The 12,602-nt window shown below is 64.7% G+C and carries 11 protein-coding genes; 4 read left to right on the forward strand and 7 right to left on the reverse strand.

All coding sequences use genetic code 11. The annotated features are described in order from the left end of the window. Nucleotides 1-92 precede the first annotated feature (92 nt). Entirely contained in the window at nucleotides 93-1,883 is a 1,791-nt protein-coding gene (gene aspS, locus GGR00_RS26775) for an aspartate--tRNA ligase (RefSeq protein WP_055971521.1), read from the reverse strand. 149 nt (nucleotides 1,884-2,032) lie between these two features. Further along, a complete protein-coding gene (locus tag GGR00_RS26780; RefSeq protein ID WP_055971733.1) occupies nucleotides 2,033-2,449 on the reverse strand; it encodes a GNAT family N-acetyltransferase in 417 nt (138 codons plus the stop codon). Between the two features lie 162 nt (nucleotides 2,450-2,611). Between GGR00_RS26780 and GGR00_RS26785 the strand changes: the two genes are divergently transcribed. After that, on the forward strand, nucleotides 2,612-3,856 hold the full coding sequence (locus GGR00_RS26785) for an MFS transporter (RefSeq protein WP_055971524.1): 1,245 nt from the start codon (nucleotides 2,612-2,614) through the stop codon (nucleotides 3,854-3,856). Nucleotides 3,857-3,941: 85 nt separating this feature from the next. Then, nucleotides 3,942-5,099, forward strand: coding sequence for a ribonuclease D (rnd, locus tag GGR00_RS26790; protein WP_055971527.1), 1,158 nt, complete (start codon nucleotides 3,942-3,944; stop codon nucleotides 5,097-5,099). Nucleotides 5,100-5,118: 19 nt separating this feature from the next. Here the strand turns inward: rnd and GGR00_RS26795 are convergent, their stop codons facing one another. Beyond that, nucleotides 5,119-5,538, reverse strand: coding sequence for an MAPEG family protein (locus tag GGR00_RS26795; RefSeq protein ID WP_055971530.1), 420 nt, complete (start codon nucleotides 5,536-5,538; stop codon nucleotides 5,119-5,121). A gap of 206 nt (nucleotides 5,539-5,744) precedes the next feature. Here GGR00_RS26795 and GGR00_RS26800 point away from each other — a divergent pair, with 206 nt between their 5' ends. Then, nucleotides 5,745-6,758 carry a hypothetical protein gene (locus GGR00_RS26800; RefSeq protein ID WP_184702452.1) on the forward strand — a complete coding sequence of 338 codons (1,014 nt, stop codon included), beginning with the start codon at nucleotides 5,745-5,747 and terminating at the stop codon, nucleotides 6,756-6,758. 5 nt (nucleotides 6,759-6,763) lie between these two features. Here the strand turns inward: GGR00_RS26800 and GGR00_RS26805 are convergent, their stop codons facing one another. Together GGR00_RS26805 and guaB are read right to left on the reverse strand one after the other, a co-directional pair. Next, nucleotides 6,764-7,339: a hypothetical protein gene (locus tag GGR00_RS26805; RefSeq protein ID WP_184702454.1), complete on the reverse strand. Its 576-nt coding sequence runs from the start codon at nucleotides 7,337-7,339 to the stop codon at nucleotides 6,764-6,766. Between the two features lie 5 nt (nucleotides 7,340-7,344). Further along, on the reverse strand, nucleotides 7,345-8,847 hold the full coding sequence (gene guaB, locus GGR00_RS26810) for an IMP dehydrogenase (RefSeq protein ID WP_184702456.1): 1,503 nt from the start codon (nucleotides 8,845-8,847) through the stop codon (nucleotides 7,345-7,347). Nucleotides 8,848-9,124: 277 nt separating this feature from the next. Here guaB and GGR00_RS26815 point away from each other — a divergent pair, with 277 nt between their 5' ends. Then, nucleotides 9,125-10,534, forward strand: coding sequence for an MFS transporter (locus GGR00_RS26815; RefSeq protein ID WP_055971542.1), 1,410 nt, complete (start codon nucleotides 9,125-9,127; stop codon nucleotides 10,532-10,534). On the opposite strand, the gene GGR00_RS26820 is transcribed toward GGR00_RS26815, so the two are convergent. Together GGR00_RS26820 and GGR00_RS26825 are read right to left on the reverse strand one after the other, a co-directional pair. Then, nucleotides 10,529-11,248: an RlmE family RNA methyltransferase gene (locus GGR00_RS26820; RefSeq protein ID WP_184702458.1), complete on the reverse strand. Its 720-nt coding sequence runs from the start codon at nucleotides 11,246-11,248 to the stop codon at nucleotides 10,529-10,531. The genes GGR00_RS26815 and GGR00_RS26820 overlap by 6 nt on opposite strands. Beyond that, nucleotides 11,245-12,597, reverse strand: a complete 1,353-nt coding sequence (locus GGR00_RS26825; protein WP_055971548.1) for a Ppx/GppA phosphatase family protein — start codon at nucleotides 12,595-12,597, stop codon at nucleotides 11,245-11,247. Before GGR00_RS26825 ends, GGR00_RS26820 begins: the two co-directional genes overlap by 4 nt. Nucleotides 12,598-12,602: the final 5 nt, after the last annotated feature.

The following is a 12,602-nucleotide window of genomic DNA, read 5'->3' on the forward strand; positions in this document are numbered from 1 at the left end:
CAATCGGCGATATCTGTGACCTCTTCGACCCAACACAATGCCGAAACTTCTTCAAGGCTGCCGGATATGAGACCGATTAAGTGCGACACGCTCTAAGCTTCTTTCTTGGCCACCGCGACGCGCAGCGACAGCTCGCGCAGCTGCTGCGGCTGAGCTTCGGCAGGGGCATTCATGAGCAGGTCCTGCGCCTGCTGGTTCATCGGGAACAGCGTCACTTCGCGCAGGTTCTTGGCGCCGACGAGCAGCATGATCACGCGGTCGACACCGGCAGCCATGCCGCCATGGGGCGGAGCGCCGTACTGGAAGGCGCGGTATAGGCCGCCGAACTGCTCCTCGACTTCCTCACGTGACTTGCCGGTGATCTCGAACGCCTTGACCATCGTCTCGGGCAGCTGGTTGCGGATCGAGCCGGAAGCGATCTCGAAGCCGTTGCAGACCATGTCGTACTGATAGGCCTTGATGGTCAGCGGGTCCTGGCTGTTCAGCGCATCGATGCCGCCCTGCGGCATCGAGAATGGGTTGTGGGCGAAGTCGATCTTCTTTTCTTCTTCCAGCCATTCGTAGAACGGGAAGTCGATGATCCAGCACAGCTCGAAACGGTCGCGGTCGACGAGGTTCAATTCCTCGCCGGCGCGGGTGCGGGCGGCACCGGCGAACGACACGAACTTCTTGGGATCGCCGGCAACGAAGAACGCGGCATCGCCATCCGACAGGCCAAGCTGCTGGCGGATTGCTTCCGTGCGCTCTTCGCCAATGTTCTTGGCGATGGGACCAGCACCTTCGAGCTTGTCGCCTTCCTTGCGCCAGAAGATGTAGCCGAGGCCCGGCTGGCCCTCGCTTTGCGCCCACGAGTTCATGCGGTCACAGAATGCTCGGCTGCCACCCGTCCTGGCCGGGATCGCCCAGACCTCGACCTTCGGGTTGGCGGCGATCATGCCCGCGAACACCTTGAAGCCCGAGCCGTCGAAATGGCTGGTGACTTCCTGGATCTCGATCGGGTTGCGCAGGTCGGGCTTATCGCTGCCGTAGGTGCGCAGCGCGGTATCATAAGGAATGCGGCGGAACTGCTGGGTGACCGGCTTGCCGTCGGCAAACTTCTCGAACACGCCGCGCATCACCGGCTCCATCGTGTTCCAGACGTCTTCCTGGGTCACGAAGCTCATTTCGAGGTCGAGCTGGTAGAACTCGCCCGGCAGGCGATCGGCGCGCGGGTCTTCGTCGCGGAAGCAGGGCGCGATCTGGAAGTAGCGGTCGAAGCCGGCAACCATAAGCAGTTGCTTGTACTGCTGCGGAGCCTGCGGCAGGGCAAAGAACTTGCCCGGATGGATGCGCGACGGCACCAGGAAGTCGCGCGCGCCTTCCGGCGACGACGCCGTCAGGATCGGCGTCGAATATTCGGTGAAACCCTCGGCGCCCATGCGGTTGCGCATTTCGGCGATGATCTTGGTGCGCTGGACGATGTTCTTGTGCAGCGTTTCGCGGCGCAGGTCGAGGAAGCGATACTTGAGGCGGATGTCCTCGGGGTATTCGGGTTCGCCGAACACCGGCAGCGGCAATTCCTTGGACTGCGACAGAACCTCGATCTCGCCGGCAAAAACCTCGATCTCGCCGGTCGGCAGGTTGCCGTTGACGGCTTCGGCCATGCGCGCCTTGACCTCGCCGTCGACGCGGATGACCCACTCGCCACGCACGGTCTCGGCGACCTTGAAGGCCGGCGAATCGGGATCGGCGACGATCTGAGTCAGGCCGTAGTGATCGCGCATGTCGATGAACAGCAGGCCGCCGTGATCTCGCACGCGGTGCACCCAGCCGGACAGGCGGACGGCGGAACCGACGTCGGATTTCCTCAATTGAGCGCAGGTGTGGCTGCGGTAACGGTGCATGGCAAATATTCCGGTTCGGGCTGTTGTCATACGGCGTCGAGGCGTCCGATGCGCCCGGGCCGAAATTTGGCGGGAAAAGCGCATGGGTGCCCGGTTTTGTCAAGGTAAAGCCACCAGTTCGGGCGGCTCCACCACGCAGAACGCCCGAGTTAAAGGCGCTTCTTCAGCCAGATGCGCGAATGCCCTGCCGGATAGTCATCGATACGGCCGAACTCCTCATAGCCCAGCCGCTTGTAAAACTCGGGGGCCTGAAAGGTGTACGAATCGAGATGAACGCCGATGCAGCCCCGGAGCCTCGCCACTTCCTCGGCCTTGCCGAGCAACTGGACGCCAAGGCCGCGGCTGCGATGGCCCGCGTCGATCCAGAGCCATTCCACGAAAAGCCACGAATATTCCGACGAGCCCTTCAATCCGCCTGCCACTGCGCCATCCCCGTCGCGTGCGACGATCCACAGATCCTGCTCATTGTGGGGACCTGCGGTCTTGTAGTTGTAGGCGTTCAAGCCGTCGCCGATGAGCTCTGCCGTCTCTCGATCGATGCTCGTGCTGACCGTCAGTGTCGTCATCATCAGCTCCCCTTCGCCATCCGTCAGAACGGCGGCTGCGCAAGCTAACCGTCACGGCGCTCGCCACGTTGGCGCAGCCGACGGAATATGTCGCGCCAGGGGGCGACTGGCATTGACCCGACGGAGTAACTATAGCCAACTCACCTTTTACCGCGTTGCTGAATGTCCTCCATCCGCCCCCTCATCCCGCTCCTGATCACCGCCGGCATCCTTTTGGGCGGCAACGGCCTGCAAAGCACCTTGATTGCGCTGCGCGGGGCGCAAGAGGGCTTTTCGGCATCGACGATCGGGCTGATGGGCACCTTCTATTTCATGGGGTTCCTGCTCGGCTGTCTCTTCATCACCCGCATCATGAAGGCCGTCGGCTATGTCCGGGCCTTCGCAGCGCTCGCAGCCATCGCTGCCGCCGCGACGCTGATGCTGGTGGTGGTCATCGACCCGGTGATGTGGTCGCTCATCCGTTTCGCTACGGGCTTCTGCTTTGCCGGGTTGTTCACGGTGATGGAGAGCTGGCTCAATTCGGGCGTCTCCAACCACGACCGCGCCCGGGTGCTGGCCATCTACCGCATCATCGACATCGCGTCGGTGACCGGGGCGCAGTTCATGATCCCGGTCTTTGGCGCCGACGGCTTCACCATCTTCGCCATCATGTCGATCATGATCACGCTGTCGCTGGTGCCGGTCTCGCTCGGCGACCGCTCCAACCCGACGCCGCCCGAAGACGTCAAGCTCGACTTGAAGCGCGCCTGGCGCATCTCGCCGCTCGGCAGCATCGGCTGCATCTTCGTCGGCGTCACCAACAGCGCGTTTCGGACGCTTAGCCCGATCTATGCCGAGCAGATCGGCCTGTCCGTCACCGACGTCGTCACCTTCGTCAGCGTCGGCATCATCGGCGGCGCGCTGGTCCAGTACCCCCTCGGCTACATGTCCGACCTGTGGGATCGCCGCAAGGTGCTGCTCGTCACCACCGTTGGCGCGATGACCTCGGCGCTGATGCTGGTTTTCCTTGCCGGCAATTCGCCGCTGGCCAACTTCGTGCTGATCTTCATCTTCGGCTCGTTTGCCATGCCGCTCTATTCGCTGTCGGCGGCGCACGCCAACGACCGCGCTGAAAAGGGCGAGTTCGTGCTGGTCAACGCCGCGCTGATGCTGTTCTACTCGGTCGGCGCGATCGCCGGTCCGGTCGTCGCCTCGATCGTCATGGAACAGTTGGGGCCGCATGCGCTTTTCAGCTTCAGCGCAGCTGTCTACGTCGCGTTCGTGGCGGTCATCGTCTATCGCATGGGATCGCGCTCGCCGGTGCCGGCCGGCAGGCGCGGCCGCTTCATCGCCTTGCTCCGAACGTCGCCGATTTTCGCCCGCCTGGCAGGCCGAAACGGCCCGGCGAGCGGTCCGGACGCCGACTAGACTTCATTACCGGACGCGGCAAGCGCTTGACGAATGGCCGCTCGACTGAAATGGAAAGACAACGCGTTCTGATAAAAGCAATATTATGCATGTAATAACGACCCAGGACGAACTCGAAACCGCCGTTGCCGCTCTCGAAAAATCCAACTTCGTCACGGTCGACACCGAGTTCATTCGCGAAACCACTTTCTGGCCCGAGCTCTGCCTGATCCAGATGGCAGCGCCTGGCGTTTCGGCGCTTGTCGATCCGCTCGCGCCCGGGCTCGACCTGAAACCGTTCTTCGAACTGATGGCCAACGAAGCGGTGACCAAGGTCTTCCATGCCGCGCGGCAAGACATTGAAATCGTCTTCCATCTCGGCGGACTGATCCCGCATCCTGTTTTCGACACGCAGGTGGCGGCAATGGTCTGCGGCTTCGGCGACAGCGTTTCCTACGAACAGATCGTCCAGAAGGTCACCGGTGGCCGCATCGACAAGTCATCGCGCTTCACCGACTGGCGCCACAGGCCGCTGTCGGAAAAGCAGCTCGAATACGCGCTGGCCGACGTCACCCACCTGATCGACGTCTACAAACACCTCGTCACCGAGCTGGAGCGCGAAGGCCGCGCGCACTGGCTGAACGAAGAGATGGAAGTGCTGACCTCGCGGGCAACCTACGACCCGCATCCTGAAGACGCCTGGAAGCGGCTGAAGATGCGCCTGCGCAAGCCGCAGGAGCTCGCCATCGTGCAGGCCGTCGCCGCGTGGCGCGAGCGGGAGGCACGCGAACGCAACGTACCGCGCGGACGCGTGCTCAAGGACGACGCGATCTACGAGATCGCCCAGCAGGCGCCGCGCGACACCACCGCGCTGTCGCGCCTGCGCACCACGCCCAAAGGCTGGGAACGTTCGTCCTCGGCAACCGCCCTGCTCGGCGTCGTCAATGCGGCGCTCGAGATCCCGCGCGACCAGATGCCCAAACTGCCCAAGACCTTCCAGCCGCCCGAGGGTTCGAGCGCGGCGGCCGAACTGCTCAAGGTGCTGCTGCGCCTGGTGTCGGAGAAGGAAGGCGTGGCACCCAAGGTGCTCGCTTCGGGCGACGACATCGATAGGATCGCCGCCGAAGGCGAAGCTGCCGACGTCCCTGCCCTTCAAGGCTGGCGCCGCTCGGTGTTCGGCGAGATGGCGCTCAAGCTGGTGCGCGGCGAGATCGCCATCCGGTTCGACAAGCGCAAGATCGCGGTGTTCGAGATCGAAGCCTGACCTGCCTGAACGGCGCGGTTCAGACCGCGCCGGCAAGGTGCAGGGCAAACCAGACCCACAACAGCCCGAGCACCAGCCAGCCCAGGATGAAGGCCTGGCTGCGAAACCTGACCCGGTTGGCGGTCAGGTGAAACCAGGCGTGCGCATAACGCGTGGCGACGAAAAGCCAGGCAAGCCCGACACTGACGAATGACGCGCCCTCGGTCACGTAGAGCGACAGGCACGCCACGTAAAACAGCACCGGCAGTTCGAACTGGTTGATGACGTTGTTGGCGGCCGTGACGCTCAGCTCCGGCTCGGCGGCGCGCGTCCTGAACTGACTGACCCGGGCCTCGCCAGCGCGCACCGCCTGCCTGCGCCGCATGCCCAGCACGACATAGGCGATGTAGACCAAAAGCACCTGTGCGAGCATCGGCCAGAAAATGGCAGCCTGATTCATAAGAACAACCTCAACAAGCTCATATCAAATCGCCGAATCATCTACGCGGAACTCCATTCTGCTTAAGGGAGAATTTACGGCCATCGCCGAAACTGTGCCGTCGCAGTTCAACGGTCAATCGAAACATGATGCTCCCTGCAACCGCCAATCGCTACCAACCCGCTCTAGCAGTCATCCAGGCCGGAACCTACGCCCGCGAACGCGCAATGCGCGAGGATGCCCAGGCTGTGGGGGGCGTGAAGCAGCCCGGCGACATGACGCAGGCTGCACCGGCCCGTCCGAAGGACATGCAAGCGATCAACGAATATTACTTCGGCATCAGCCTGACGCCGATGGAAGTGATGTTCTCGATGGTCGAGCGGGCTGTCGACTACCTCAACGACAAGCTGGGCTTGGGCAGTGACGGCGACCCGGAAGAGGTCGAGGCCGGCAACAAGTGGCGCGAGCAAGCGCTGATCAAGTTTGCCGGGGTGGGCACCGGAGACGACTTCCGGATTCCGAAACCAGGCGAGAACGGCGTCACCTTCCGCGCTGTCGCCAAGCTCGTGCTGGAGAGTTTCAGGTCCGACTACCTGAACGGCGATGGAGATCTCAGAAAAGTTCTCGAGGATGCTGCAGGGTTCCGTCTCCAGGGGATGAGCACGATCGATCTGTTCGAGGCGTTCGCTGAACCGGAAAGCGATGCCGCAAAGAGGGTCTACGACGCGGCGTCGGAAGGCCTGGCCGGCCAGGCCGGCAGCAAGGCGTCGCAGCGGTTGGACGCGGCAACGTCCGGGGCCAAGTCGGTCGAAGAAACACTCGTCGAACAGAAAGGGTCTTCGATCGACGTCGTCGACAAGGAGACGATCGCCGACGACCTCAAAGCTGTCAGGACAGCCGAGGCCAAGGAAAAGCTCGACCAAGCGGCGGCAATTCCCGACACGATCCGAGAGGCGCTGGAGCAAGCCGAGGCCAGCAGTGATGTACCTGGTCCAAACGGCTTGCAGGCCGCCCTGGCCGTCGTCCAGGCCCTGAACGGAATGAGCGAAACCGTGTCGTCTTCGGATCCGGAAGCCGGCCAAGTCGGCCCCGATCCGGAACTGGACATGTCCGAAATCGCCAAGGACGCGGCCGAGAAGGACAACGGCGGCAAAGGCAAGGCCCTGCGCGGGCTGCTTGCGAACTACCTCGAATTCACCGCAGCGGCCGAATTCGAGCGAAACTATCGAGACCGGCCATAAGCAGATCAGCGCGCCTTGCGGTCGCCGGCGCCTGCTGACCGCCTTGCGCTCCGCAGGCCCGCAAGCGCAAAGGTTGCGATGACCGCGACCGACACTGCCAGAAACGCAAACTTGGCAACGATCAGGCCGGAGGCGAGCGCCATCGATCTCGCTCCTGCCGATGGCGGGTCCGCGAGGACCCGCGCGACAACGATGTTCTGGGCATAGTCGGCAATCGTGTAAGGCAGCACCAACGCCAGCGCCACGACCGAGCGCGTCGTCTCCGAAAGGACGGCAAAATGCGGCAGCCTCTCGCCCGTCTTCAACATCAGGCTGATCAGTGCCGCCGAAAGAAGCGCAGGGAAGACAAGGTCGAACGTCAGGTAGTGCCAGACGAGAATGACCTCGGCGCCCGGCCGGCCGAGAGCTGCGATCCAGCCAAAACCCTCGCTCTCGGAGAACCCCCAGAAACGCAGGTCGAGCGAAGGCAGGCCGCCGCTCAGACTGCGGAAATAGAGGAACTCCAGCAGCGTCATTGCGGCAAACACCGCCGCAGTGACGACGCTCAGCGCGGCCGCGTGACGCCGCAGCCGCATGATCATGGGGCTCACATGCCGCCGGGGTAGTTCGGGCTTTCGCGCGTAATGGTCACGTCGTGGGCGTGGCTCTCGCGCAGGCCGGCATTGGAGATGCGCACAAAGGTCGCGCGCTCGCGGAAATCGGCAAGCGTGCGCCCGCCGACATAGCCCATCGCCGCCTTGAGGCCGCCGGCAAGCTGGTGCAAGACACCACCGACAGGGCCTTTGTAAGGCACCTGGCCCTCGATGCCTTCAGGCACCAGCTTGAGCGTGTCGCGCACCTCGGCCTGGAAATAGCGGTCGGCCGAGCCGCGCGCCATGGCACCCACCGAGCCCATGCCGCGATAGGCCTTGAACGAGCGGCCCTGGTGCAGATAGACCTCGCCCGGGCTCTCCTCGGTGCCGGCCAGAAGCGAGCCGATCATCGCCGCACCCGCGCCAGCGGCGAGCGCCTTGGCGAGATCGCCCGAATACTTGATGCCGCCGTCGGCGATGACAGTCACGCCGGCCTTCTGCGCCACCTCGACCGCCGACATGATGGCCGACAATTGCGGCACGCCGACACCGGCGACAATGCGCGTGGTGCAGATCGAGCCCGGTCCGATGCCGACCTTGACGGCGTCGGCGCCCGCGTCGATCAGTGCCTGGGCGCCGTCGGCAGTGGCGATGTTGCCGGCCATGATGCGGACCGAATTGGAGATCTTCTTGGCCCGCGCCACGGCGTCGAGCACGCGCTGGGAATGACCATGGGCCGTGTCGATGACGAGCAGGTCGACGCCGGCGTCGATCAGGCGCTCGGCACGCTCGAAGCCATCGTCGCCGACGCTGGTGGCCGCCGCGGCCCGGAGGCGTCCCTGCGCATCCTTGGAGGCGTTCGGGTTGAGCTGCGACTTCTCCATGTCCTTGACGGTGATGAGGCCGACGCAATTGCCGTGCTTGTCGACGACCAGAAGCTTTTCGATGCGGTGCTGGTGCAACAGCCGCTTGGCCTCGTCCTGCTCGACCGTCTCCTTGACGGTGATCAGGTTCTCGCGCGTCATCAGCTCATACACCTTCTGCGCCGGGTCGGACGCAAAACGCACGTCGCGGTTGGTCAGGATGCCGACCAGGCGACCGGTCTTCTGGCCACCGGCGCCACCATTTTCGACGACCGGAATGCCCGAAATGCCGTGAGTCCGCATCAGGGCGAGCGCGTCGGCCAGCGTGGCGTCCGGGCCGATGGTGACCGGATTGACCACCATGCCCGATTCGAACTTCTTGACCTGGCGGACCTGCTCGGCCTGTTCGACCGGGGTGAAGTTGCGGTGGATGACACCGATGCCGCCGGCCTGGGCCATGGCGATCGCGAGGCGGGCTTCGGTCACCGTGTCCATCGCCGCCGAAATGATCGGCACGTTGAGATCGATATCGCCGGCAATGCGGGTGCTGATGTCGGTTTCGCCGGGCATCACCTCGGAATGGCCGGGCTGCAGCAGCACGTCGTCAAAGGTCAGCGCCAGAGCGCCGGTGGAGGATTCAATGATTTTTGCCATGGCCAACCTCGGAATGCGTGAAAGGACGCTGGACCCGTCTGGTATGCAGCGCCGACTCGTCTTTTCCCTTTCAGGATTGGCGGTGGCTGGTACCACGTCTTCAAGCCGATGAAAAGCGCAGCAAAGGCGCAATCGACGCAGAGGCGCCTTCATCGCGCCGACTGGACCGCACGGGCCGCATGTGCTGGCTGCGGACAGGCTGCCGCATCCATGTTAACGGTCAGCGCGGATGGCGGCTTGGCTGCCTCCAGATGCATGCGCCACTGCGGAAAAGTCCGTGAACAGAACCACCCCGCTCATCCTTGCCGTCGCCCTGTTCATGGAGAACATGGATTCGACCGTCATCGCCACCTCGCTGCCGGCGATCGCGACCGACATCGGCACGAGCCCGATCGCGCTCAAGCTGGCGCTGACGGCCTATCTCGTCTCCCTCGCCATATTCATCCCCATCAGCGCCTGGATGGCCGACCGTTTTGGCGCCAAGCTGGTCTTCCGCGTCGCCATCGGCGTCTTCATGCTGGGTTCGGTCGCCTGCGCGATCTCGGGATCGCTCGGCGAATTCGTGCTCGCGCGCTTCCTGCAAGGCATGGGCGGATCGATGATGACGCCGGTGGCGCGCCTGGTGCTGGTGCGTACCACCGAAAAGAGCGGGCTGGTAGCGGCAATGGCCACGCTGACCATCCCGGCACTCGTCGGTCCGCTCATCGGCCCGCCGGTCGGCGGCTTCATCACCACCTTTTTTGCCTGGCACTGGATCTTCCTGATCAATATTCCCATCGGCGCGCTGGGCATCTGGCTTTCAGGGCGCTTCCTGCCCGAGATCCCGCCGGAGGCAACACGGCCGATCGACGTGCGCGGCTTCTTCCTTTCGGCCATCGCGGCCTCGGGGGTGGTCTTCGGCCTGTCGGTGGTCAGCCTGCCAGCGCTTCCGCCCATGGTCGGCGTCGTCACCATTGCCGTCGGTCTCGCCGCAGCCCTGCTCTATATCCGCCACGCACGGCGGACGCCGTACCCGCTGCTTGAACTCAAGCTTTTCGCCAACCCGGTCTTCCGCACGGCGATCCTCGGCGGATCGCTGTTTCGCGTCGGCGTCGGCGCGGCGCCGTTCCTGTTGCCGCTGCTGTTCCAGCTCGGCTTCGGGCTGTCGCCATTCCAGTCCGGCATGATCACCTTCGCCACGGCGGCGGGTGCGTTGTCGATGAAGTTCGTCGCGCCAAAAATCCTGAAGAGCATGGGATTCCGCACGGTGCTGACGGTCGCTTCGGTGGCTTCAGCCGGGCTGATGGCCGCCAATGCGCTGTTCACATCCCAGACGCCCTATCTCGTGATCCTGCTGGTGCTGTTCCTGGCAGGCTTCCTGCGCTCGCTCTTCTTCACGTCGTCGAACGCGCTGGTCTTTGCCGACATCGAAGCGGCCCAGAGCGGCCAGGCCACGGCGATTTCGGCAGTCGCCCAGCAAACCTCGGTGGCGCTCGGCGTGGCAGTGGGCGGCGGCGCACTGGAACTATGGTCGCTGGCCACCGGCCAGGCCATCGGCGGGGCCGGCTTCACCTTCGCGTTCCTGACGGTCGCGCTCATTTCGGGTCTGCCGGCACTGATGTACGCACGCATGGCGGCCGATGCCGGCGGCTCGGTTTCCGGCCACCGCCTGCGCCGGCGCGAAGCGGACGAGCCGCAGCAGCTATGAGGCGTCCGGCTCGGACCGGCCCTTGAAGTCCTTGGCGAGCAGATAGAGCTCCGCCGATTCGTCACGCGAGGCCGGCGGCTTGACGTGGTGGACGGTGCGGAAATTCTGCTTGAGCAGCGTCAAAAGCTCGGCCTCGGTGCCGCCCTGGAAGGTCTTGGCCAGGAAATGCCCGCCCGGCTTCAGCACAGAGATGGCAAAGTCGGCGGCAACCTCGCACAGATGCATGGTGCGGATGTGGTCGGTGCGCCGGTGCCCCGTCGTGGGCGCAGCCATATCGGACAGCACCAGGTCGGGCGCGCCGCCGAGCGCCTCGGACAGGCGCGCGGGGGCCGCATCGTCGAGGAAATCCATGAGCAGGACGGGCGCGCCGGGCACCGCATCCATCTCGAGATAGTCGATGCCCACGACATGCGGGCTTTCGGCAGTCGAGTTGGTGCGGGCAGCCGCCACCTGGCACCAGCCGCCGGGGGCAGCACCCAGATCGATGACCTTCATGCCCGGCTTCAGCAGATGATGCTTGTCGTCGATCTCGATCAGCTTGTAGGCGGCGCGAGAGCGGTAGCCGTCGGCCTTCGAGCGCTGGACGTAAGGATCGTTCATGTGGCGTTCGAGCCAGCGGCGCGACGATTCCTTGAGGCCGTGCTTCTTCTTGATCTTGGTGCGGAGAACGCGCGTCGCGCCCGCTCCCACCGCTGGTTTTGGTTTCTTGGTCATGTGCGCTGTCCGTTTCGCCAGTTGCGGCGCCACACGCCGTCGTCGGCCATCAATTCGCTCAAAATGCCCTCGCGCAAGCCGCGATCGGCGACACGAAGCCGCTCCGACGGCCAGACCGCCCGAATAGCCTCCAGAATGGCGCAACCGGCCAGGACGAGGTCGGCGCGGTCGGCGCCGATGCAGGGATTGGCCACCCGCTGCTGGAAATCCCAGCCAAGCACCTTTTCGACCATGCGGTCGACGCTGGTTCCGTCCATCCACAGGCCGTCGACGCGGCGGCGGTCGTAGCGGTCGAGTTCGAGATGCACGCCGGCAAGCGTGGTGACCGTGCCGGAGGTCCCCAACAGGTGAAATTTCGGGCTCGACACGACATGCGCCAGGCGATCCCGCCCGTCGAACGAGCGCAGGCGGTTGGCGACATCCTCGACCATCGCCGCGAAGATCTCGCGCGTCACCGTACGGCCGCCGAAGCGCTCGGCGAGCGAAACCACCCCAACCGGAAGCGACGTCCACGAGACGATGTGATTCGCCAACCGCGGCGAGCGATGGCGCGAAACATCGATCAGGGCGATCTCGGAGGAGCCGCCACCGATGTCGAAGAGCACGACCCCGTCAGTGTCGCGCTCGACCAGCGAACCGCATCCCGAGACCGCGAGCCGCGCTTCAGTCTGGCGGTCGATGATCTCGAGCTTGAGGCCTGCCTCGCGCTCGACGCGATCAATGAACTCGGCGCCGTTGGCTGCCGAGCGGCAGGCCTCGGTGGCGATCAGGCGCGCCTTCTTGATCTTGCGGTTGCGCAACTTGTCGCTGCAGACCTTGAGTGCTTCGACCGCCCTGTCCATGGCCGCCTGGCCGAGCCGGCCCGACGCCGACAGCCCCTCGCCCAGCCGCACGATGCGCGAGAAGGCGTCGATCACGCGGAACTGGCCCGGCCGGCCGGGCACGGCCACCAGCAGCCGGCAATTGTTGGTGCCAAGGTCGAGCGCGGCAAAGACCGGCAGGTCCGACACCGGCATGCGGCGCGGCTGTTCGGCCAGATCAGCCCTTGCGGCCGTATTGCCTGGCTTTACAGAAACGGCCGGCCCGGCCAAAGGCGCGGCGACCTCCGCCGGCTTGCCGCCAGCCGCAGGCTGGACGCCGTCGCGCGCGTAAACCTTGCGGCCGCGGCGGCGCTTGCGCCTTTTCCTGGTCTTGCCCTTTGGTTGCGCGGCGTCCCCATTGCCGTGACCGTTGACCGGTCGCACGGCGGCCTGACGGCCCGGTCGGGGAGTGTCCCCGCCTTGACGCGACGGACCATCCCCGGAGACACCCGCATCCGACGCCCTGACGTCGGCTTCGCGGTCCTTCACCTTGC

It is taken from the genome of Aminobacter aganoensis (genome assembly GCF_014206975.1).
Taxonomy (GTDB): Bacteria; Pseudomonadota; Alphaproteobacteria; order Rhizobiales; family Rhizobiaceae; genus Aminobacter; species Aminobacter aganoensis.

Excerpts from the sequence above, each read along its gene's own strand:
- GGR00_RS26795 (WP_055971530.1), bottom strand. The coding sequence starts at position 5,538 with ATGAATCAGGCTGCCATTTTCTGGCCGATGCTCGCACAGGTGCTTTTG.
- GGR00_RS26820 (WP_184702458.1), bottom strand. The coding sequence starts at position 11,248 with ATGACCAAGAAACCAAAACCAGCGGTGGGAGCGGGCGCGACGCGCGTT.
- rnd (WP_055971527.1), top strand. The coding sequence starts at position 3,942 with ATGCATGTAATAACGACCCAGGACGAACTCGAAACCGCCGTTGCCGCT.
- GGR00_RS26780 (WP_055971733.1), bottom strand. The coding sequence starts at position 2,449 with ATGACGACACTGACGGTCAGCACGAGCATCGATCGAGAGACGGCAGAG.
- guaB (WP_184702456.1), bottom strand. The coding sequence starts at position 8,847 with ATGGCAAAAATCATTGAATCCTCCACCGGCGCTCTGGCGCTGACCTTT.
- GGR00_RS26800 (WP_184702452.1), top strand. The coding sequence starts at position 5,745 with ATGCGCGAGGATGCCCAGGCTGTGGGGGGCGTGAAGCAGCCCGGCGAC.
- GGR00_RS26805 (WP_184702454.1), bottom strand. The coding sequence starts at position 7,339 with ATGATCATGCGGCTGCGGCGTCACGCGGCCGCGCTGAGCGTCGTCACT.
- GGR00_RS26785 (WP_055971524.1), top strand. The coding sequence starts at position 2,612 with ATGTCCTCCATCCGCCCCCTCATCCCGCTCCTGATCACCGCCGGCATC.
- aspS (WP_055971521.1), bottom strand. The coding sequence starts at position 1,883 with ATGCACCGTTACCGCAGCCACACCTGCGCTCAATTGAGGAAATCCGAC.